This window comes from Streptomyces sp. AC555_RSS877 (genome assembly GCF_019049245.1).
GTDB lineage: Bacteria > Actinomycetota > Actinomycetes > Streptomycetales > Streptomycetaceae > Streptomyces.
Genome location: NZ_JAGMUK010000030.1, coordinates 127,532 through 149,097, shown reverse-complemented (window position 1 = coordinate 149,097; position 21,566 = coordinate 127,532). Strand labels below are relative to the sequence as shown.

Sequence of the window (21,566 nt, the reverse complement as noted above, 5' to 3'; positions counted from 1 at the left end):
TACGCAAGACTTCGCGAAGGCCGCCCGAGAGGCGGCCTTCGGTGTTTTCCGGCGCTGAGGTCGTCTCTCCTTCCGAGAAGGAACACGACCGGTGAACCTGCCTGACCTCCTGGACGATCCCCGTCCCTTCGCCCTGCTGCGCCGCCGCACGCCGGGCCACAACCACGACACGGTCGAGGTCCTGCTCGGCCCGGTCACCACGCACGACCGTCTCGCCGACCTCCCCGAAGAGGGCCTGGCGCTCGTCCCCTTCCGGCAGATCCGCGAGCGCGGCTTCGACGTCCGCGACGACGGGACGCCCCTGTCTGTGCTGACACCCGAAAAGACGTACGCGATCCCGCTCGCCGACGCCCTCGCGCAGCTCCCCACCCACGAGGTGCGGGTCGAGGACGGCGGCTTCGACGTGGCCGACGAGGAGTACGCGGAGATCGTCGGGCGGGTGCTGCGCGAGGAGATCGGCGCCGGTGAGGGCGCGAATTTCGTGATCCGGCGGACGTACGAGGGCTCGATCCCTGGGTTCACGAGGGCCGACGCGCTGGCACTGTTCCGGCGGCTGCTGGTGGGTGAGCGGGGCGCGTACTGGACGTTCCTCGTGCACACCGGCGAACGCACACTCGTCGGCGCCAGTCCCGAGGTGCACGTGCGGATGTCCGGCGGGACCGTCGTCATGAACCCGATCAGCGGAACGTACCGCTATCCGGCCGAAGGCCCCACTCCCGAGCACCTGCTCGGCTTCCTCGCCGACGGCAAGGAGATCGAGGAGCTGTCGATGGTCGTCGACGAGGAACTCAAGATGATGTGCACGGTCGGCGACATGGGCGGGGTGGTGATCGGGCCCCGGCTGAAGGAGATGGCGCACCTCGCGCACACCGAGTACGAGTTGCGCGGCAAGTCCTCGCTGGACGTGCGGGAGGTGCTGAAGGAGACCATGTTCGCGGCGACCGTCACCGGCTCGCCGGTGCAGAACGCCTGCCGGGTCATCGAGCGGCACGAGGTCGGCGGGCGGGGCTACTACGCGGGCGCGCTGGCGCTGATCGGGCGGGACTCCGGTGGCGCCCAGACGCTCGACTCCCCCATCCTCATCCGCACCGCCGACATCGACGCGGCCGGGCGGCTGCGGGTGCCGGTCGGTGCCACGCTGGTGCGTGGCTCGGACCCCGCGGGCGAGGTCGCGGAGACGCACGCGAAGGCGGCTGGGGTGCTGACGGCGCTCGGCGTACGGCCGGGAAGGCCGCGGGCGGAGAACACGCGCCCCCGGCTGGCCGACGACCCCCGTGTGCGGGCCGCGCTGGACGGGCGCCGGGCCTCGCTGGCGCCGTTCTGGCTGCGGATGCAGGAGCGGGCGGAGGACCTGGCCGGGCACGCCCTGGTCGTCGACGGGGAGGACACCTTCACGGCGATGCTCGCGCATGTGCTGCGCTCGTCGGGTCTGACGATCACCGTCCGGCGCTATGACGAGCCCGGCCTTTCGGAGGCGGTCCGCGCGCACGAGGGGCCGGTCATCCTGGGCCCCGGCCCGGGCGACCCCTCCGACACCGCCGACCCCAAGATGCGGTTCCTGCGCGCGCTGACCGCCGAGGTGATCCGGGAGAACCGGCACGGCGTGCTCGGCGTCTGCCTCGGGCACGAGCTGATCGCGGCCGAGCTGGGGCTGGGGATCGTCCGCAAGGAAGTGCCGTACCAGGGGGCGCAGACGGAGATCGACCTGTTCGGGCGGCGCGAGACCGTCGGCTTCTACAACAGCTTCGTGGCGCGCTGCGACGACGAGGCCGCCGCCGAACTGTCCGCGCACGACGTGGAGGTGAGCCGAAGCGACACCGGCGAGGTGCACGCGCTGCGCGGGCCGGGGTTCGCCGGCGTGCAGTTCCACCCGGAGTCGGTGCTCACGCTGAACGGGGCGGCGGTCGTCCGGGAGCTGGTGGGTCAGCTTCGCGGCACGAGCACGTTCTCGGAGCGGCGGCCGGCCCGGTAGTCGAGGACGTTTCGCACCGTGGCGTCGACGATCTGGCCGACGGCCTCCTCGGTGTAGTACGCCTGGTGGGACGTGACCAGGACGTTCGGGAAGGTGACGAGGCGGGCCAGGGTGTCGTCCTCGACGGCGTGCAGGGACTTGTCGAGGAAGAACAGGCCCGCCTCGGCCTCGTAGACGTCGAGGCCGACGCCCGCGAACCGGCCCGCGCGCAGTTCGGTGACGAGGGCAGCGGTGTCGACCAGGCCGCCGCGGCTGGAGTTCACCAGGACCGCGTCGTCCTTCATCGACTTCAGGGCGGTCCCGTCGATGAGACGGAGGGTCTTCGGCGTCAGCGGGACGTGCAGGCTGACCAGGTCGGACTCGGCGAGAAGGCGTTCCTTGGAGACGTAGGTCATCCCGAGTTGCCTGCAGGCGGGGTTCTCGGCGATGTCCCACCCCAGCAGCCGCATGCCGAAACCGTGGGCGATCCGGGCGAACGCCTCGCCGATCCTGCCGGTGCCGAGGACGCCCGCGGTGCGGCCGTGCATGTCGCGGCCCATCAGGCCGTCGAGGCGGAAGTCGAAGTCGCGGGTGCGGGTGGAGGCGCGGACGACACGGCGGTTGACGGCCATGGCGAGGGTCCAGGCGAACTCGGCGACCGAGTACGGCGAGTAGGACGAGACCCGGGCGACCGTCATGCCGAGCCGTTCGGCGACCTTGAGGTCGATGTTGTTGAAGCCGGTGGAACGCTGGGCGATCATCCGTGTGCCGCCGGCCGCGAGGGCTTCCAGGACGCGCGGGCCGAGGTCGGCGTTGACGCTGGTGGAGATCACCTCGTAGCCGGCCGCGATGGGGGCGGTGTCCTCGTTGACGAAGACGTCCAGGCAGCGGACCTCGTGGTGGTCCGCGAAGGCTTCCTCGATCAGGGGCCTTTCGTCTGCTTGAACGCCGAAGGCGAGAATCTCCACGTCCGACTTCTCCCGTCCTGAAGGCCTGTGGGCCGAATATACGGTCCACAGGCCTGCGGTGCCGGACGGGCTCAGCCGAAGAACACCCCGACCTCCTCGTACAGCTTGGGGTCCACCGTCTTCAGCCGGGCCGTCGCCTCCGCGATCGGGACGCGCACGATGTCGGTGCCGCGCAGGGCGACCATCGTGCCGAAGTCGCCGTCACGGACGGCCTCGATGGCGTGCAGACCGAAGCGGGTGGCGAGCCAGCGGTCGAAGGCGCTGGGCGTGCCACCGCGCTGGACATGCCCGAGGACCGTGGTGCGGGCCTCCTTGCCGGTGCGCCGCTCGATCTCCTTCGCCAGCCACTCGCCGACGCCGGACAGCCTCACATGCCCGAAGGAGTCCAGCGATCCGTCCTTGAGGACCATGTCGCCGTCCTTGGGCATCGCGCCCTCGGCGACGACCACGATCGGGGCGTACGACGCCTTGAAGCGGGAGGTCACCCAGGCGCACACCTGATCGACGTCGAAGCGCTGCTCGGGGATGAGGATGACGTTCGCCCCGCCGGCCAGGCCCGAGTGGAGGGCGATCCAGCCCGCGTGCCGGCCCATCACCTCGCAGACCAGCACGCGCATGTGAGACTCGGCGGTGGTGTGCAGCCGGTCGATCGCCTCCGTGGCGATGCCGACCGCGGTGTCGAATCCGAAGGTGTAGTCGGTGGCGGACAGGTCGTTGTCGATCGTCTTCGGCACGCCCACGCACGGCACGCCGTACTCGTCGGACAGCCGGGCGGCGACTCCGAGGGTGTCCTCGCCGCCGATCACGACGAGCGCCCCGACCTCCTGCTCGGCGAGGTTCTCCTTGATGCGGCGGATGCCGTCCTCCTGCTTCAGGGGGTTGGTGCGTGAGGAGCCGAGGATGGTGCCGCCGCGGGGCAGGATGCCGCGCACCGCGGGGATGTCCAGCCGCACGGTGCGGTTCTCGAGGGGTCCTCGCCAGCCGTCCCGGAAGCCGACGAAGTCGTAGCCGTACTCCTGCACGCCCTTGCGGACGATGCCCCGGATGACGGCGTTGAGCCCGGGGCAGTCGCCGCCTCCGGTCAGTACTCCGACGCGCATGGAAGTGTTCCCTTCGCCGCGGTTGCCTGAGGGGATCACGCTAGTAGTGATCCAGGTCACACGGGGATGGGCGGGAACGACAATTCCGTCGAGACGCGCAGGAGTTGAGGGACCACTGATCCGGTCGGGCCGCTTGATCTACTCGTCGTCGAGTCCGCGTTCTATCGCGTACCTCACCAGTTCGACCCTGTTGTGCAGTTGGAGCTTGCCGAGGGTGTTCTGGACGTGGTTCTGGACCGTGCGGTGCGAGATGACGAGGCGTTCGGCGATCTGCTTGTAGCTCAGACCCTTGGCGACGAGGCGCAGCACCTCGGTCTCGCGGTCGGTGAGCTGCGGTGCCCCCGGCCGGCCGGTGTCCGGGGCGGGCTCGGGTTCGGCGGCCAGGCGCCGGTACTCGCCGAGCACCAGCCCGGCCAGGCCGGGGGTGAACACCGGGTCGCCGACGGCCGTACGGCGGACCGCGTCCAGCAGTTCCTCCGTCGAGGCCGACTTCAGCAGATAGCCGGTGGCGCCGGACTTCACCGCCTCCAGGACGTCGGCGTGCTCACCGCTCGCGGACAGCACCAGGACCCGCAACGCCGGGTTGGCGCCCACGAGTTCCTTGCAGACCTGGACACCGGGTTTGGCGGGCAGGTTCAGGTCCAGCACCAGGACGTCGGGCGCGGCGGCCTTGGCGCGGCGCACGGCCTGTTCGCCGTCGCCCGCGGTGGCGACCACGTCGAAGCCCGACTCGCCCAGGTCGCGGGCGACCGCGTCGCGCCACATCGGATGGTCGTCGACCACCATGACCCTGATCGGGTCCTGCCGCACCTCGCTGGTGTCCGTCATCGTCTGTCCGCCTTCCCCCGTGAGGACTTGCTCTCCTTCGGTACCTTCAGTTCGACCTCCGTGCCCTGGCCGGGCACCGAGATCAGTTCGGCGCTGCCGCCGAGGTCGCGCAGCCGGCCCCGGATCGACAGGGCCACACCGAGCCGCCCCTCCCCCTCGGCCTGCGCCAGCCGGCCTTCGGGGATGCCGGGGCCGTCGTCCCGTACGGTCACGATGACCTCGTCCGGCTCGTCCTCGACGAGGATCCACGCGCGCGCGTCCTCGCCCACGTGCTCACGGACGTTGTCCAGGGCGGCGCCGACGGCCGCCGCCAGCTCCCGCGCCGCGGCGGGAGGCAGTGGCACGGCGGCGCCGGGATCGGCGAGGTTAACCCTCGCGGAGGCGAACGGGGCGAGCAGCGCGCGCAGGTCGACGGGGCCGGTGGAGTCGTCCGGCTCCTCGACGGCCCGTACGACCGCCCCCTCGGCCGCGTCCTCCGACACGCGGGAGACGGGCACCAGCCCGCCGGAGACCAGCGTGCGCAGCGCGACCTCCTGCTCGCCCGCCATCCGGCCCAGCGCGGCCGCCTCGCCGCCGAGGACGGCGCCGCGCCGCTGCACCATCGCCAGCACCTGGAGCACGCTGTCGTGGATGTCCCGGGCGAGCCGCTCCCGTTCCCTCGTCGCCGCCTCGATCTCCAGGGCCCGGGCGAGGGTGCGCTCGGAGGCGCGGGCGACCTCGACGACGTAGCCGATGGCGATGGAGGCGACCCAGACCAGGACCACGTTGTGGACGGTATCGCGGGCCGGGCTGCCGCGCTCGATCAGGTTGGCGACGGCGACCGCGGTGGAGGCGGCGGCCGCCCAGCGCCAGCCGCCCTTGATGGCGAAGGCCAGCACGGAACCCGCGGTCCATATCGACGGCAGCGTCGGACCGCCCGACTGGATGCGTTCATGGGCGTCGGCGAAGGGCGTGAGCAGGATGCCGGTGAGCGCGATGGTCAGGTCGGCGGCGAGGAAGCGCTTGGTGCAGCTGGCCGCGTTCGCGACCTTGGGCAGGGTGGCCACCGTCCAGACGAACAGGACGCAGTAGTAGGCGACGGCGACCCAGGGGCGGTCGAACCCGTCGTAGGCGGTGGCGAAGAACCCGACCGCGTACAGCATGGTGAGCACCCGATAGCCGGCGAGCGCACGCCACAGCGGCTGCTCGACCGACATCCGCATGACTCTCTCGCGCCTGGCCATTCCCCCACCCCCCGTCCGATCCCCCAGACCGCCGTCTAGGACTCGGGCTTCTCCTGGTCCGTGTCGTCCTGCGCGGCCTTGTCCCTCTCGGCCTGTTCCTTCACCGCCTGCGCGAGTGCGGCCCTGGCCGCCTTCTCCGCTTCCTTCTGGGCCTTCGCGGCGTCCGCGATCTGCCGCTTGGCAGCGGTCGCGTACATGTCGACGTACTCCTGGCCGGAGAGCCTCATGATCTCGTACATGACCTCGTCGGTCAGCGCGCGGAGCACGAAACGGTCGTGCTCCATGCCCTGGTAGCGGCTGAAGTCGAGCGGCTTGCCGATGCGGATGCCCGGCCGCATCAGCTTCGGCACGACCTTGCCGGGCGGCTGGATCTTCTCGGTGTCGATCATGGCGACGGGGATGACGGGCGCGCCGGTGGCGAGCGCCACGCGCGCGAGGCCGCCGGGCTTGCCCCGGTAGAGGCGGCCGTCGGGCGACCGGGTGCCCTCGGGGTAGATCCCGAACAGCTCACCGCGCTCCAGGACGTCGATGCCGCTCTTGACGGCGGCCTCGCCGGCGCCGCGTCCGCCGGAGCGGTCCACGGGGAGCTGGCCGACGCCCTTGAAGAAGGCGGCCGTCAGCCGGCCCTTCACACCGGGCGTGGTGAAGTACTCGGCCTTCGCGATGAAGGTGACCTTGCGGTCGAGGACCGCGGGCAGGAAGAACGAGTCGGAGAAGGACAGGTGGTTGCTCGCCAGGATGGCGGGACCCTCGGCCGGAATGTTCTCGAGGCCGTCCACCCAGGGCCTGAAGGCGACCTTCAGCGGCCCGCCGATGGCGACCTTCATCGTGCCGTACAACAACCGAGTGCCTCCTGAGTCCGTCGGTCAGACCTTAACCCGGAGCACTGTCAATGAGCCCGACGGCCCTGGTCGGTGTCAGTGCGGTCGCGTACGGTGAACCTCACCTGGACTCGTTCACGCCCTTCTCATGAACAGGAGACCGAAGGTGCCGGTCCTCCCTGGAGCCGAGCCGTTCCGCCACGAGGGCGGAGAAACGGGGGTCCTCCTCTGTCACGGCTTCACCGGTTCGCCCCAGTCGCTGCGCCCCTGGGCCGAGTATCTCGCCGAGCGCGGTCTGACCGTCTCCCTGCCGCTGCTGCCCGGCCACGGCACACGCTGGGAGGACATGCAGCTCACCGGCTGGCAGGACTGGTACGCCGAGGTGGACCGGGAGCTGCGCGCCCTGCGTGAGCGGTGCGGGCAGGTCTTCGTCGGCGGCCTCTCCATGGGCGCCGCGCTCGCGCTGCGCCTGGCGGCGAAGCACGGGGACGCGGTCAGCGGTGTGGTGGCCGTCAACCCTGCCAACAAGGTGCACGGCCTGGCCGCGCACGCCCTTCCGGTGATCCGCCACTTCGTTCCCACGTCCAAGGGGATCGCCAGCGACATCGCCAAGGAGAACAGCGTCGAGCTCGGGTACCACCGGGTTCCGCTGCGCGCCGCGCACTCCCTGCGGACCTTCTTCCGGCTGGTCGACGGCGAGCTGCCGCAGGTCACCCAGCCGCTGTTGCTCCTGCGCAGCGCCCAGGACCATGTGGTGCCGGCCGCTGACTCCGCGCGCGTCCTGAGCCGGATCTCGTCCACGGACGTAACTGAGATCGTGCTGGAACAGAGCTACCACGTCGCGACGTTGGACCACGAGGCGGACCGGATCTTCGAAGAGAGCTACGCGTTCATCGGCCGCCTGGCATCCAGCATCGGCAAGGAAGGGACGGCCGCACGTGGCTGAGCACGACTCCGATCGCGAGGACCGTGAGGAGCGCGAGGACCGCGAGCCGGAAGAGCAGCACGTCCCGTTCGACGAGGAGGCCGCCTGGGCGGCCATCGTCGCCGGGTACGGCGACGAGCCGACGGACCCGCCGGGCTCCAAGCCCTTCAAATCGGTCGAGGACCTGGCGCTGCTCGAGTCCGAGACGAACGAGACCGACGACGGCGGCGGCCCCGCAGAGGCCAAAGAGGCCAGAGGGACCACGGACACCAAGGAGGCCACGGAGACCAAGCAGCCCGGGGAGGACAAGCCCGCGAAGCCGCTGGGCGGCTCCGTCGCCTTCGCCCCGGGTGTCGGCCCCGGTGCCGGCCCCCGGGACTACAGCATGCCGGAGCCGGCCTCCGAGGAAGAGGACGCCGGCGAGGACGACGAGGGCCACTTCGTACCGCCGGAGCCGCCGCCGCTGCCCGCCGCCGACGCCACCGCGAAGTTCGCCTGGCTGGGGGTGCTCGGCGGGCCGGTCCTGCTCCTGCTGGCCGTGCTGCTCGGCTGGGACATGACCTGGTGGCTCGCCACGCTCGCCATCGGCGGCTTCCTGGGCGGCTTCGCCACCCTGGTGATGCGCATGCAGCCGGACGACGAGGACAACGACGACCCTGGCCGGGGAGCCGTCGTCTAGTGCCCCGGCAGGCAACGTTTGCCCGCCAAGGAGCGGCGTCCGGTGCGTGCTCTGGGGGTCCCCCCTCTGGGGGAGTGCCGGCCGGAAGGCCCCGTCGATGGACCGGACGTACTTGGGCTTTCGGCCGGTGCGGCGAGAGTGCGTGCCGGGCGTCGCGACGGGGCGAACGTTGTCTGTTGGGGCACTAGCTTGCAGAATCGGGAGGCGGCCCGGCGCCGGACGGTGGTCCGTGGCCGCCCTCGGGGCAGGCGTCGAGTGACTGCGCCGGACTCCGTCCGGCGGAGGTGGTTCAGGCCGCGGGCACGCGAAGTGCGGCCAGTACGGGCAGGTGGTCCGTCGCCGTCCGGAGATCGGCCTCGGTCACGCCGGGCAGACCCAGCGGTACCCCGCAGCCGAGGACCTCGATGCCCTTGGTGGCCAGGATCGCGTCGATACGGCGGTGTGGTTCGTCGCGGATCCAGGTGTGTTCGCTGCCCCAGGGGGCGGTGGCCCAGCAGTCCTGGAGGCCCTCGCTGAGCCGGGCGAAGGCGCGCCCGCCGGGGCGCTCGTTCACATCGCCGCCCGCGACGGCGTGCTCCACGCCCATTCCGGCCAGCCGGTCGAGGAGCATGCCGGCCTGCTCGTACCGCTCGTCCTGGTGAAGCGAGAGGTGGCAACTCAGGACGCCGACACGGACGCCCCCGAACCGTACGACCGCGGTCGCGAAGCCGCGCCGGTGCCGGCCCGGGGTGAGCGGGAGCAGGACGTCCTCCGTGCGCTCGACGGTCGCCCGGAGTGAGCAGAGGATCGCCGGGCCCGCGGCCGTGCCGCCTCCGGAGAGGACGACCTGCCCGGACGCCGCGGCCAGTCGTGCCAGTTTCTTGCGCCAGCGGAAGAAGCGAGGGGCTTCCTGGAGGAGGACCAGGTCGGGGGCGCAGGCCGTGATCACGCGGGCGAGGGCGGCCGGGTCGTCGCGCATCGAGCGGATGTTGTAGCTGAGGACGCGGACGACGGCGGAACCGTCGGACTCGGTGCGGGAGTCGGGGAGCAGTGGGGGCGTCACCATGCCGTCACGATACGTGGTGAGCATGCCTCGCAGAGGGCCTTCGGCTGCGCATCCGTCGTGCTCGTGCGGTTCCCCGCGCCCCTCAGGGCGCGAGGAACCCACGTACCTCGAGAAGTGACCGCTACATGATCGGGTCGGGCTCGCGGGCCAGGTCCGCCGCGCCCACCAGGCCGGCCTTGTTGCCCAGCCGGGCGGCGATGACATCCGCCACCGGACGCCAGTTGCCGCCGACCAGCCAGCGCTTGTACGACTTGCGGATCGGGTCGAGGACCAGCTCGCCCTCGTCCGAGAGGCCGCCGCCGACGATGAAGGCGGAGGGGTCGAAGAGGGAGGCCAGGTCGGCGAGGCCGGCGCCGGCCCAGCGGGCGAGCTCGCGGTAGGAGTCGACGGCGACCGGGTCGCCCTGCCGGGCGGCCATGGAGATGTGCTTGCCCTCGATGCCGTCGGGGGTGCCGTCGCCGAGGCCGAGCAGGATGTCCGCGTTCTCGGGGGTCGCGTTGGCGCGCTGCTTGGCGTACCGGACGAGTGCGCGGCCCGACGCGTACTGCTCCCAGCAGCCCTGCGAGCCGCAGCCGCACAGCAGGCCGTCCGGCACCATGCGGATGTGGCCGAACTCGGCGGCCACGCCGAAGTGCCCGCGGCGCAGCTTGTTGCCGATGATGATGCCGCCGCCGAGGCCGGTGCCGAGGGTGATGCAGATGACGTTGCGGTGGCCCTTGCCGCCGCCGAACTTGTACTCGCCCCACGCGGCCGCGTTGGCGTCGTTCTCCACGACGACCGGCAGGTGGACGCGCGCCTCGACCTTCTCCTTCAGCGGCTCCTGGCGCCAGTCGATGTTCGGCGCGAAGTAGACCGTGGAGCGCTGACGGTCGACGTATCCGGCGGCACCGATGCCCACGCCGACGATCTCGTGGCCGGCGCGCGCGCCCTCCACCGCGGAGGCGATGGCGTCCACGATGCCTTCGGACGTTCCCGGGGTCGGCACCTTGAAGGTCGAGAGGATGTTGCCTTCCTCATCGACCACGCCGGCCGCGATCTTCGTGCCGCCGATATCGACGCCGATGGTGAGTCCCATGAATCCCTCAGTTTCGGTCGAGCCCCGCTACGGCCAACCGTACCCGAGGGGGCCGTCAGTCCAAGTCGATGCGTTCCCCGGGGCCGGGCTCCTCGCCGTCGTCGCCTCGGCGTTCGTGCAGGTCACGCGGGTCGGGATGACCGGCCGTCCAGCGCTGTTCCTGTGCCTGGACGGCCGAGCGGTAGGCGGCGAGCAGTTCGTTGCCCGCGGCGGCCAGGTGGTCGAAGACGTCCGGGTTGCGTTCGATGACGGGTTCGACGGCCGCCTTGGCCTGCTGCACGACCTGCTTGACCACTTGTTGCGCGGCGGGTCCCGCGACCGCGCCGAACAGGGGGGACTGGAGGCCGGACAGCTTTTCCGCGACGGTGTCGACGAGCTTGCGCAGCTCCTCGGCGGCCGAGCCCGCGGGCGGGCCGTGTTCGGCACGCCGACGGGCTTTCTCGGACGCGAGGTCCTCGGCGCACGCCGTCGCCCACGCGTCGGCGTCGCCGGCCCGCACCTCGTCGACGGCCTCGCGCTCGGCGGAGTCGGACGGGGGGAGCTCTTCGCTCATGACGGACTCCTGACTACGGTTCGTCTCTACGACGTTACCCGAACGGCCGTATGCGGTTCACCGTGTCCCGGGCCACAGGTCCGGGTCGGGCGCGAACCGGATCCGCAGCTCGCCCTCCCGCAGGGCGGCGCCGCCCACGGTGCAGCGGCGCAGGGCCGACGGCAGCGGGACGATCCGGCGGAACCGCCCCGCGCTGACGACGAGTTCGTCGCCGCGGCGGATCAGGTCCAGGTCGTCTCGTGTCGCGCCGGGCATCGGGAGGTGCCAGACGAGGACGCCGTCCTCGGCCAGGTGGTCGGTGACGGGCCACTCGACAGTGGAGGGCTCCGCCTTGACGTGGGGGACGACGAGCTCGGCCAGGTCGTCGGCGCCGCGCGGGTCACGGCCGAGATGGGCCACCGCCCGGAGGTCGTACGACTCCTGCCATTCCGCCAGGATCTTGCGCTGCTGGGCGACGGGTCCGGCCAGCCAGCTGTCTCCCGCCGCCTCCGGCAGTACACGGTTCGCCACCAGCAGGTCGGGGCGCAGCCCACGCAGGGCGAGGCCGAGGCCGGCGGAGCGGATGGCGTCGGCGCCGGCCGGGGAGGGCTCGGCGACCAGCCGTACGACGGTGTTCCGGTCGGCGACGACCGCCTCGACGGCGGCCAGTTCGACGTCCCAGCGGGCGGCGGTCTCGTACAGCCACTCCGCGGGCATGGGCACGCCGGCCAGTCGGCCGAGGAGGGGGCGCAGGGCGCGGGCCGCCTGCCGCTCGGACGGGAGCAGGCGGCGCAGGTAGCGACGCAGTTCCTCGGGGAGGGCGAGCAGGGCCAGGGCCTGCGGGGTGGGCGGCAGGTCGACCACGAGCAGGTCGTGCGCCTCGGCGAGGGCCGCGTCCCGCAGTGCGCGCAGCAGGGTGAGTTCTTCGGCGCCGGGGAGGGGGGTGACCTCCTCGGGGTCCAGGCGGGAGGCGCCGAGGAGGTCGAGCACGGAGGACGCGCGGTCCTGGAAGGCGGCCAGGTCGTCACGGAAGCCCGAGGTCGCGTCGGGCCGCCACGCGGTGAGGTTCGCGGCGGCCTGCACCGGAGCGGGGCCCGTCGGGGTGTCGAGTATCGCGCCGAGGGTGTCGGTGCGGTCGGCACTGAGCAGGAGGGTGCGGGTGCCCTCGCCGGCGGCGGCGAGAGCGGTGGCGGCGGCGATCGTCGTACGACCGCTGCCGCCGGGGCCCGTGATCAGGATGGTGCGCATGGGGGTGAACGGTACCTCCGCGTGCCGCCCCAACGGGGACGGCTACTTCGCCCCCGACTCCACCCTCTTCTTCAGTCCTGCCAGCGCCCGGTCGATGATGACCTTCTCCGCCTTGCGCTTGATCATGCCGAGCATCGGGATCTTGACGTCGACGGTGAGCCGGTACGTCACCTCCGTCGCCCCGGCACTCGCCGGCTTCAGGAGGTAGGTGCCGTCGAGCGAGCGCAGCATCTGGGACTTCACCAGGGTCCAGGAGACCTCGTGGTCGCCGGTCCAGGTGTAGCCGAGGACCTGGTCGTCCTTGATCGCTCCGGCGTCCATGACCAGGCGGACCTGTTCGGCGCGACCCTGGGCGTCCGTCGCCAGGACCTCCGCCTCCTTCACCTCTCCGGTCCAGTCCGGGTAGCGGGCGAAGTCCGCGATCACCCCCATGACATCGGCCGGTGCCGCCTCGATCGTGATGCTCGAGCTGGTGTGTTCCGCCATCGCTGTGGCTCCTCCAGATGCGGGCCGGTAGGCAAGTCCACCGTGCGCAAGCCTGCGCACGTGTGTGCAGCGTGAAGGCTACCGCGCGGTCGACCGGCCGACTTCACCCCCATCTGCGGTCATTCACCATTCGAGGGCCCAGGGCTTGCCGGACCCCGCGAAGTGCCCCACGTTGACGCACTCGGTCGCGCCGATCCGCATCCGTCGCACCATCGGCTGGTGGATGTGACCGAAGAGCGCGTACCGGGGCCGGGTGCGGCGGATCGCGTCGAGCAGCGCCCGGCTGCCCCGTTCGAAGCGGCGCGCGACCGTGTCGTAGACCAGCTCGGGCACCTCGGGCGGGATGTGGGTGCACAGCACGTCCACCTCGCCCACCGCCTCGATCTTCGCCGCGTACTCCTCGTCGCTGATCTCGTAGGGGGTGCGCATGGGAGTCCGCAGTCCTCCGCCGACGAAGCCGAAGACCCACCCGCCGATCTCGACGCGCTCCCCGTCGAGCACGGTGGTGCCGGGTCCGGCGTACTCCGACCACAAGGTCGGCATGTCGACATTGCCGTAGGTCGCGTACGTCGGCGTCGGGAACGCCGCGAACATCTCGGCGTACTGCTTGCGTACGGCCCGCTCGATGACCTCCGCGCGGCTCTCGCCGATCCCCGCCCACAGCCGGGTCCCGAGCTCGCGGGCCTCCTCGAAGCGGCGGGCGGTGCGCAGTTCGACGATGCGGTCGGCGTTCTCGACGCCGAAGAGGTCCGGGAAGATCCCGCGCGAGTGGTCGGCGTAGTCCAGGAAGAGGACGAGGTCGCCCAGGCAGATCAGGGCGTCGGCGCCCTCGCCGGCACGGGCCAGGTCACGGGCGTTGCCGTGCACGTCACTGACCACATGAACGCGCGTCCTCCGGTTACCGGCTGGTGTGGGTGCCATGGCGATCAAGCGTAAGGGTGTGCGGCATACGTGAACAGTGGCGGCCTGGCAAGGGGTTACTGGCCAGTCAGTTAGTGGGTGGACTACTGTGCGCGAAGGACACAACCAATCTGTGTGACGCAGCGAACATCTCGCCGGGACCCCCTGTCGAAGAAGCCATACCGGCGGGTAACGTCCGGGCAGTCCAGTCGTGCTCAGGATTTCAACCACCGAGCCCCATGGCCCGGGACGGACCTGTGAGCACCTGCCCGACCCTTGGACCGCATCGTCGCATCACACAACGTCGTGGCGCCGGCGCCCTATGAGGAGCAGCAGTCTTGCGCGAGTTCAGCCTTCCGGCTTTGTACGAGGTCCCTGCGGACGGCAATCTCACCGACATCGTCCGGAGAAACGCCTCGCAGCATCCGGACGCCGCCGTGATCGCCCGCAAGGTCGGCGGTGCCTGGCAGGACGTGACGGCCACCGCCTTCCTCGCCGAGGTGCACGCGGCCGCCAAGGGGCTCATCGCCTCCGGCGTCCAGCCCGGCGACCGGGTCGGCCTGATGTCCCGCACGCGGTACGAGTGGACCCTCCTCGACTTCGCGATCTGGTGCGCGGGCGCGGTCACCGTGCCGGTGTACGAGACCAGCTCGGCCGAGCAGGTCCAGTGGATCCTCAGCGACTCGGGGGCCACCGCCTGCGTCGTCGAGCTCGACAACCACACGGCCGCCGTCGAGTCGGTGCGCGACAGCCTGCCCGCCCTCAAGCACGTCTGGCAGATCGAGGCCGGTGCCCTGGAGGAGCTGGGGCGCCTGGGCCAGGACGTCTCCGACGAGACGGTCGAGGAGCGCAGTTCGCAGGCCAAGGCGGACGACCCGGCGACCATCGTCTACACGTCGGGCACGACCGGCCGGCCCAAGGGCTGTGTGCTCACGCACCGCAGCTTCTTCGCCGAGTGCGGGAACATCGTGGAGCGCCTGCGCCCTCTCTTCCGCAGCGGTGAGTGCAGCGTCCTGCTGTTCCTGCCGCTCGCGCACGTCTTCGGACGGCTCGTGCAGGTCGCGCCGATGATGGCGCCGATCAAGCTGGGCCTGGTGCCCGACATCAAGAACCTCACCGACGAGCTGGCGTCCTTCCGGCCGACCCTGATCCTCGGCGTCCCGCGCGTCTTCGAGAAGGTCTACAACTCGGCCCGCGCCAAGGCGCAGGCGGACGGCAAGGGCAAGATCTTCGACAAGGCCGCGGACACCGCGATCGCGTACAGCAAGGCGCTGGACACCCCGTCGGGCCCGTCGCTGGGTCTGAAGATCAAGCACAGGACCTTCGACAAGCTCGTCTACAGCAAGCTGCGCGCGGTGCTGGGCGGCAAGGGCGAGTTCGCCATCTCCGGCGGCGCCCCGCTGGGCGAACGCCTGGGGCACTTCTTCCGCGGCATCGGCTTCACGGTCCTGGAGGGCTACGGCCTGACCGAGTCCTGTGCCGCGACCGCGTTCAACCCCTGGGACCGCCAGAAGATCGGCACCGTCGGCCAGCCGCTGCCCGGATCGGTCGTCAGGATCGCGGACGACGGGGAGGTGCTGCTGCACGGCGAGCACCTGTTCAAGGAGTACTGGAACAACCCCGGCGCGACCGCCGAGGCGCTGGCCGACGGCTGGTTCCACACCGGTGACATCGGCACCCTCGACGAGGACGGCTACCTCCGGATCACCGGCCGCAAGAAGGAGATCATCGTCACGGCGGGCGGCAAGAACGTCGCGCCGGCCGTGATCGAGGACCGTATCCGCGCGCACGCGCTGGTCGCGGAGTGCATGGTGGTCGGCGACGGACGGCCGTTCGTGGGCGCGCTGGTGACCGTCGACGAGGAGTTCCTGGGCCGCTGGGCTGCCGAGCACGGCAAACCGGCGGCGTGCACCGCGGCGTCGCTGCGTGAGGACGCGGACCTGCTGGCCGCCATCCAGTCGGCGATCGACGACGGCAACGCCGCGGTGTCGAAGGCGGAATCGGTGCGGAAGTTCCGCATTCTGCCCTCCCAGTTCACGGAGGAGTCGGGCCACCTCACGCCGTCCCTGAAGCTCAAGCGCAACGTGGTGGCGAAGGACTACGCGTCCGAGATCGAGGCCCTCTACCAGAAGTAGCAAGGCCCCTGACAGGCTGTCATGGCGCGGTGTCCTCGGCGAGGACCCGCGCCATCGTCCGTTCGGCGAGCGCGGTGATCGTCACGAACGGGTTCACCCCGATCGACCCGGGAACGAGCGAGCCGTCGGTGACGTACAGCCTCGGATATCCCTTCACCCGGCCGTAGTTGTCGGTCGCCCTGCCCAACACACAGCCACCCAGGGGGTGGTAGGTGAAGTCGTCGGCGAAGACCTTGTCGGCCGAGCCGAACAGGTCGTAGCGGTAGATGGTCGAGTTCGCCGCGTTGATCCGGTCGAACAGCTTCTTGGCCATGGCGACGGAGACCGCGCTGTGGGCGGCGGTCCAGCCGAGCTTCACCCCACCCGTCCCCCCGTCGTACGAGAACGACGCCCGTGACGGGTTCTTGGTGATCGCCAGATACAGACTGACCCAGTGCTCCAGTCCCGTCGGCAGCGGGGCGATCTCCGCGAAGACGGGGTTCGCGGTGTTGGCCCAGTCGTCGATGCCCATGACCGGCATGGTCGACTGGTTCGCCCCGACGGTGTCCCACAGGTGGTTGGCGCGGCCGAGCATCACGTTGCCGTTGGTGCCCCAGCCGCCGCCGACACTCGCGTCCAGGCCGGGCAGCGCACCCGTCTCCCGGGCGCGGACGAGGAGTTCGGTGGTGCCGAGGCTGCCGCCGCCGAGGAAGAGGTACGTGCAGCCGTACTGCTTGGTCTCGACGACCGTGCCCGTGGTGTCGATGCGGTCGACGGTGAGCAGCCAGGAGCCGTCGGCCGCCCGGGTGATGGCCCTGACCTTCTCCAGGGTGTGGATGGTGACGTTCCCGGTGCCGAGCGCCGAGGCGAGGTACGTCTTGTCGAGGCTGCGCTTGCCGTGGTTGTTGCCGTAGATGACCTCGCCGGCGAGCGCCGACTTGGTGGCCGTGCCGGCCGCCTCGCGCTGCATGTACCCGAAGTCGTAGACGTTCGGCACGAAGGTGGTCTTCAGGCCGGTCTTCTGGGCGTGGGCGCGGGAGACGCGGGTGAAGCGGTACCACTCCGTCGACTCGAACCAGGCGGGGTCGACGGAGTTGACGCCGAGCATGGAGCGGGCGCGCGGGAAGTAGGTGCCGTACATCTCGTCGGAGTCGACGGTGGGGAACTGCTCGGCGAAGTACGCCCGCAAGGGCGTCACCGCCATCCCGCCGTTGACCAGGGAGCCGCCGCCGACGCCCCGGCCGACGTACACGGACATGGCGTCGAAGTGCACCCGGTCCAGGACGCCCGGGTAGGCGCCGATGTCCCGGTTGACGACGTCGAGCCACAGGAAGGTGGCCAGGGGTGCCTCGGTGCGGGTGCGGAACCACATGGACCGCTGGTCCGGGGCGCTGGTGGAGCAGAAGACCTTGCCGTCGGCGCCGGGCGTGTTCCAGGCCCGGCCCATCTCGAGGACGAGGGTGCGGATGCCGGCCTGGCCGAGGCGGAGGGCGGCGACGGCGCCGCCGTAGCCCGAACCGACCACGACGGCGGGGGCGTTGTCGACGGCGGCGGGCTCGGCGCCCGAGGCCGTCTGGAGACCGATGCGGGTGAGACCGGACGCGGCGGCGGTCTGCAGGGCCACCATGCCCAAGATTTGACGTCTCGTCAGCTGACGCTGCATCAGTTTTGCTGTCATGTGCGCAGCATCGGCGGATTATCGCCCTCCGCCTAGGCGTCGCGCACCACCAACCGGGAGTCCCGCTACAGCAACGCCCTCAGCTTCTCCGCCAGCAGGTCCCACCGCCACCTCTCCTCGACCCACGCCCGCCCCCGTTCCCCCATCCGGCGGCGCAGCTCGGCGTCCTGGAGGAGGACGAGGATCCGCTCGGCGGCCTCCTCGGCGGAGCCGCCGCGCACGACCCAGCCGGTCTCGCCGTCGAGGACGGCGTCCGGGGCGCCGCCGGAGTCACCGGCGACGACGGGCAGGCCGGTCGCGGAGGCCTCCAGGTAGACGATCCCGAGCCCTTCGACGTCGAGTCCGCCCCGCCGGGTCCGGCACGGCATCGCGAACACGTCACCGGCGCCGTAGTGCGCGGGCAGCTCGGCCCAGGGCACCGCGCCGGTGAAGCGGACCGAGCCGGCGACCCGGGTCTCCCGCGCGAGCCTGCGCAGCTCCTTCTCGTAGGGCCCGCCGCCCACGATCAGCAGCACGGCGTCCGGCTCGGCGGCCAGGATCCGGGGCATGGCGAGGATCAGCGTGTCCTGCCCCTTGCGCGGCACGAGCCGCGAGACGCACACGATCACCGGCCGCTCGGTCAGCCCGAGCCGGGCCCGGACCTCGGCACCGCCCGAGGCGGAGTGGAAGGTCTTCTCGTCGACCCCGGGCGGCAGCTGCACCATCCGCCCGGCCGCGGCCGGCGTCAGCGCGGCGGCGATCCGCGAGCGCGTGTACTCGCCGAGGTAGGTGATGGTGTCCGTGGACTCCCCGATCCGGCGCAGGAGCTGCCGCGCGGCGGGCAGCTGGGCCCACCCGGCCTCGTGCCCGTGGGTCGTGGCCACCAGCCGCTCGGCGCCCGCCTTCCGCAGCGCCGGCGCCATCAGAGCGAGCGGCGCCGCCGCCCCGAACCACACCGAGGTGCACCCGTGCTCGCGCAGCAGACCGACGGCCCGCCGGGTCGCCGCGGGCGTCGGCAGCAGCATCGTCGTGGAGTCCCGTACGACGGTGAAGGGCTGCTCGGCGTCGAAGGCGGCACTCGCCTCGGCGCCCTCCCGGCCGCGCTTCCAGGTGGAGGCGTAGACGACGAGCCGCTCGGGGTCGAGCCGGAGCGCCATGTTGTGCAGGAACGCCTGGATGCCGCCCAGCCGCGGCGGGAAGTCGTTCGTGACGATCAGGGTCTTGTGCATCGCCGCAGACCCTACCGAACCGGCTGCTCACAGCCGTCCGCGGCCACCTTGTGGCACGCTCACAGGAGGGGACGACATCATGTTCCCCTCACGGCGGGAAATCGAACGAGCAGGGGATCACGTGGAGACGACGGGCACAAGGCGGTCTCTGCCGTGGCTGCTGGCGACCTGGGGCCTGACCAGGCTGTTGCTGCTGCTCTTCGTCTTCAAGGTGTACGTCTTCCCGGGCCCGGACGTCACCAGTGACGTCTCCGTCATCTACCAGGGCTGGTTCGAGGTGCTGCGCACCGGAACGTTTCCGCTGGACGACGTCACCTGGCAGTACCCGCCCGCCGCGGCCCTCGCGATCCTCTCCCCCGGCCTGCTCCCCTTCCTCGACTACGCGTCCGCCTTCTTCGTCCTCGCCTTCCTCGCCGACCTGGTCGCCCTGTCCCTGCTGCTGTACGCGGGCGTGCGCCCGGGCCGGTGGCTGCGTGGTGCCTGGGTGTGGGTGATCGGCGTACCGCTGCTCGGCCCCACCGTCTACGCCCGCTACGACGTGATGGTGACCGCGGTCGCGGTCGCCGCCCTGCTCGCGGGTGCCCGGCACCCCCGGCTGATGGGCGCCCTCGCGGGCTTCGCGGCGATGCTGAAGGTGTGGCCGGCGCTGCTGCTCCTGGGCGTCCGGGGGCGCAGCGCCTGGACGTCGGCGGTGGCGGCCGTCGCCCTGCTCGCCGCGCTGTTCGCCGTCACGATGCCCGGCGCCTTCGCCTTCCTGACCTTCCAGCGCGACCGGGGCACCGAGGTCGAGTCCCTGGGCGCCTTGGTCTTCCACGTGGCCCGGCACTACGGCTGGGACGGCCAGGTGCTGCTCAACTACGGCTCGGTCGAGTTCCTCGGCCCGTGGGTGAACGTGGTGAGCACGGCCGCGCTGGCCCTGACCGGCATGACCTTCGGCTGGCTGCTGCTGTGGCGGCTGGTGGCGACCCGGTTCGAGGCACACACGGCGGCCGACGCGGCGTTCGTGGGGGTGCTGATGTTCACCGTGACCAGCCGGGTCATCAGCCCGCAGTACATGGTGTGGCTGGTCGGCGTCGCGGCCGTCTGCCTGTGCTTCCGCGCCGGCCGGATGGGCGTGCCGGCCGGCCTGGTGCTGGTGGCGTGCTTCGTGACGGTCCTGGAGTTCCCGTACCGCTTCGCGGACGTGGTCACGAGCACCCCGCTCGGTATCACCCTGCTGGCCGTCCGCAACGGCCTGCTGGTGCTCGCCGCCGTCATCGCCGCCCGCCGGCTGTGGCGCTCGACGGTGCCGAAGCCCGCCCCGGCCGAGGCCCCCGACGATCACACCGCCCGCACCAGGGAGACGTCCGCCTCCTCCTGACCCCAGACTCGACCAGCGCACCGAGCCGGGCATCAGCGCGGCCCCGCGCCCGATGCTGTACGGGAAGCCGGTACGGGCGGGGACACCGGCGACCTGTTCCGGGTGGACATGCTGCGGGTGGCGGGGGCGACCCGCCGGGCCGAGCGCGTGCCGTCGACATACGACTCCACGCGCGCGGCAAGCCTGCCTGGCTCAAGGAGCCGTCGCACAGCTCGATCAGCTCAGCTGATCCCGCAGATACTGCCGCCACTGCCCGGTGAACTCCCCCGGTGTCGTGTCGAGGACTTCCTTCATCGCGTCCTCGACCGCCCCCGCCCGCTTCTCGTGCCCGCCCACGGCCTTGTAGAACTCCTTCAGCCGCGCCTCGCCCCAGCGCTCGGCGATCATCCGGCAGGCCATCCAGCCTCCCTCGTAGGCCCGTGCGAGCCCGGCCGCGTCGCCGCTGAAGCCGAAGTCCCGGTCGGTCGGCAGCGCGGCCGGCGGCCTGCCCTCGGTCACGGCGTCCCACAGTTCGGGCGCGGCCTGGACCGGCGTCCGCCCGCTGCCGCGGTAACCGACCCAGTCGGCGTACCCCTCGGACAGCCACAGGGGCGTAGCGGGAGTGGTGTCGGAGCGGGTGGCGACATGGGTCGTCTCGTGGGTGAGCACGACCTGCTTGCCGACGACGCCGAGGACGCCGTACGCGTCGGGGTTGACGATGATCCGGTCCGCGGGCGCCTGCGCCGGAGCGCCCGTCTCGCCGGTGGTGACCGCCGCGATCCCGCGGTAGGAGGAGGCGGGTGAGCCCAGCAGCCCCGCCATACCCTGAAGCGACTTCGGCACGAGCACGACGACCTGCCGGGGCCAGCCGGTGCCCCACGCGTCCGACACGGCCGGCACGGCGCGGTCCGCCAGGTCCGCGTAGGAGTGCAGTTGCTCGCCGGACTGCCCGACCCCGAGGACCAGGCTGTGCTCACCCCGTACGGCCAGGACCTCGCCCTGGTCCCACAGTTGCTGGGCGGACTTCTTCGCGGGCTGCTCGGCGTCCACGTACCACTGCCCGCCCGCGTCCAGGCTCAGGGTGAGGGTGCGGCCGACGGTGACGGGGGCCCGGTCGTAGCCCTGGACGCGGTACCGCAGTTCGGCGTCTGCGGTGGCGGAACCGCCCCTGCGGTGCACGGCGGTGACGCGGTAGGACCAGTCGGCGAGCGGCACCGCGGTGAGGTTCGTGAACCAGCTCTGCGCGCCCGTCCTCACGAACGCCGCCCGGTCGCGGTCCAGAACCGCCCTCGCCCGCCGGTCCAGGACCCGCTGCACGTCGGCCTGCGCACGGTCGGTGGCGGGTTTCCCCCCGCAGCCCACGAGGCCGACGAGCAGCAACAGACACAGCGTGACGACTCCGCGTCCCGACGCCCGCCCTCGACCAGCCACGTTCCCGATCGTACG

19 protein-coding genes are annotated in these 21,566 nt (G+C 71.5%); 5 read left to right on the top strand and 14 right to left on the bottom strand.

All coding sequences use genetic code 11. The annotated features are described in order from the left end of the window. Nucleotides 1-91: 91 nt before the first annotated feature. The gene (locus tag KUM49_RS14375) at nt 92-1,972 is read left to right on the top strand and encodes an anthranilate synthase family protein (RefSeq protein WP_217237208.1); all 1,881 of its coding nucleotides are present in this window, start codon (nt 92-94) and stop codon (nt 1,970-1,972) included. Here KUM49_RS14375 and KUM49_RS14370 read toward each other — a convergent pair. The 5 genes from KUM49_RS14370 to KUM49_RS14350 all read right to left on the bottom strand — a co-directional run bounded on the left by KUM49_RS14370 (nt 1,924) and on the right by KUM49_RS14350 (nt 6,897). Beyond that, entirely contained in the window at nt 1,924-2,919 is a 996-nt protein-coding gene (locus tag KUM49_RS14370; RefSeq protein WP_217237207.1) for a 2-hydroxyacid dehydrogenase, read from the bottom strand. The genes KUM49_RS14375 and KUM49_RS14370 overlap by 49 nt on opposite strands. Nucleotides 2,920-2,990: 71 nt before the next feature. Beyond that, the gene (locus KUM49_RS14365; RefSeq protein ID WP_217237206.1) at nt 2,991-4,019 is read right to left on the bottom strand and encodes a 6-phosphofructokinase; all 1,029 of its coding nucleotides are present in this window, start codon (nt 4,017-4,019) and stop codon (nt 2,991-2,993) included. 138 nt (nt 4,020-4,157) lie between these two features. Further along, a complete protein-coding gene (locus tag KUM49_RS14360) occupies nt 4,158-4,847 on the bottom strand; it encodes a response regulator transcription factor (protein ID WP_217237205.1) in 690 nt (229 codons plus the stop codon). Further along, nucleotides 4,844-6,070 carry a MacS family sensor histidine kinase gene (macS, locus tag KUM49_RS14355; RefSeq protein ID WP_217237204.1) on the bottom strand — a complete coding sequence of 409 codons (1,227 nt, stop codon included), beginning with the start codon at nt 6,068-6,070 and terminating at the stop codon, nt 4,844-4,846. Before macS ends, KUM49_RS14360 begins: the two co-directional genes overlap by 4 nt. Before the next feature lie 35 nt (nt 6,071-6,105). Continuing rightward, a complete protein-coding gene (locus tag KUM49_RS14350) occupies nt 6,106-6,897 on the bottom strand; it encodes a 1-acyl-sn-glycerol-3-phosphate acyltransferase (RefSeq protein WP_217237317.1) in 792 nt (263 codons plus the stop codon). A gap of 160 nt (nt 6,898-7,057) precedes the next feature. Between KUM49_RS14350 and KUM49_RS14345 the strand changes: the two genes are divergently transcribed. Beyond that, entirely contained in the window at nt 7,058-7,837 is a 780-nt protein-coding gene (locus KUM49_RS14345; protein ID WP_217237316.1) for a carboxylesterase, read from the top strand. Next, complete coding sequence (locus tag KUM49_RS14340) at nt 7,830-8,495, top strand: hypothetical protein (RefSeq protein ID WP_217237203.1); 666 nt, start codon at nt 7,830-7,832, stop codon at nt 8,493-8,495. Before KUM49_RS14345 ends, KUM49_RS14340 begins: the two co-directional genes overlap by 8 nt. A 289-nt stretch (nt 8,496-8,784) precedes the next feature. On the opposite strand, the gene KUM49_RS14335 is transcribed toward KUM49_RS14340, so the two are convergent. From KUM49_RS14335 to KUM49_RS14310, 6 genes are all read right to left on the bottom strand, one after another. Beyond that, on the bottom strand, nt 8,785-9,540 hold the full coding sequence (locus KUM49_RS14335) for an endonuclease/exonuclease/phosphatase family protein (RefSeq protein WP_217237202.1): 756 nt from the start codon (nt 9,538-9,540) through the stop codon (nt 8,785-8,787). A gap of 121 nt (nt 9,541-9,661) precedes the next feature. Continuing rightward, nucleotides 9,662-10,615 (bottom strand): ROK family glucokinase, encoded by a 954-nt coding sequence (locus KUM49_RS14330; RefSeq protein ID WP_217237201.1) that lies wholly within the window; start codon nt 10,613-10,615, stop codon nt 9,662-9,664. A gap of 55 nt (nt 10,616-10,670) precedes the next feature. After that, on the bottom strand, nt 10,671-11,168 hold the full coding sequence (locus KUM49_RS14325; RefSeq protein ID WP_217237200.1) for a DUF5304 domain-containing protein: 498 nt from the start codon (nt 11,166-11,168) through the stop codon (nt 10,671-10,673). Nucleotides 11,169-11,225: 57 nt separating this feature from the next. Beyond that, a complete protein-coding gene (locus tag KUM49_RS14320; protein WP_217237199.1) occupies nt 11,226-12,395 on the bottom strand; it encodes an ArsA family ATPase in 1,170 nt (389 codons plus the stop codon). A 42-nt stretch (nt 12,396-12,437) separates the two neighbouring features. After that, on the bottom strand, nt 12,438-12,881 hold the full coding sequence (locus KUM49_RS14315) for an SRPBCC family protein (RefSeq protein WP_217237198.1): 444 nt from the start codon (nt 12,879-12,881) through the stop codon (nt 12,438-12,440). 123 nt (nt 12,882-13,004) lie between these two features. Next, nucleotides 13,005-13,802, bottom strand: coding sequence for a metallophosphoesterase (locus KUM49_RS14310; RefSeq protein WP_217237197.1), 798 nt, complete (start codon nt 13,800-13,802; stop codon nt 13,005-13,007). Nucleotides 13,803-14,119: 317 nt separating this feature from the next. Here KUM49_RS14310 and KUM49_RS14305 point away from each other — a divergent pair, with 317 nt between their 5' ends. Next, a complete protein-coding gene (locus KUM49_RS14305; RefSeq protein ID WP_217237196.1) occupies nt 14,120-15,916 on the top strand; it encodes a long-chain fatty acid--CoA ligase in 1,797 nt (598 codons plus the stop codon). A gap of 19 nt (nt 15,917-15,935) precedes the next feature. On the opposite strand, the gene KUM49_RS14300 is transcribed toward KUM49_RS14305, so the two are convergent. Together KUM49_RS14300 and KUM49_RS14295 are read right to left on the bottom strand one after the other, a co-directional pair. Next, the gene (locus KUM49_RS14300; protein ID WP_217237195.1) at nt 15,936-17,522 is read right to left on the bottom strand and encodes a GMC oxidoreductase; all 1,587 of its coding nucleotides are present in this window, start codon (nt 17,520-17,522) and stop codon (nt 15,936-15,938) included. A 116-nt stretch (nt 17,523-17,638) separates the two neighbouring features. Next, a complete protein-coding gene (locus KUM49_RS14295; RefSeq protein WP_217237194.1) occupies nt 17,639-18,781 on the bottom strand; it encodes a glycosyltransferase family 4 protein in 1,143 nt (380 codons plus the stop codon). Between the two features lie 121 nt (nt 18,782-18,902). On the opposite strand from KUM49_RS14295, the gene KUM49_RS14290 reads away from it, so the two are divergent. After that, on the top strand, nt 18,903-20,141 hold the full coding sequence (locus tag KUM49_RS14290) for a glycosyltransferase family 87 protein (RefSeq protein ID WP_217237193.1): 1,239 nt from the start codon (nt 18,903-18,905) through the stop codon (nt 20,139-20,141). A gap of 216 nt (nt 20,142-20,357) precedes the next feature. Here KUM49_RS14290 and KUM49_RS14285 read toward each other — a convergent pair whose 3' ends face one another. Then, nucleotides 20,358-21,551 (bottom strand): basic secretory family protein, encoded by a 1,194-nt coding sequence (locus tag KUM49_RS14285; protein ID WP_217237192.1) that lies wholly within the window; start codon nt 21,549-21,551, stop codon nt 20,358-20,360. Nucleotides 21,552-21,566 lie beyond the last annotated feature (15 nt).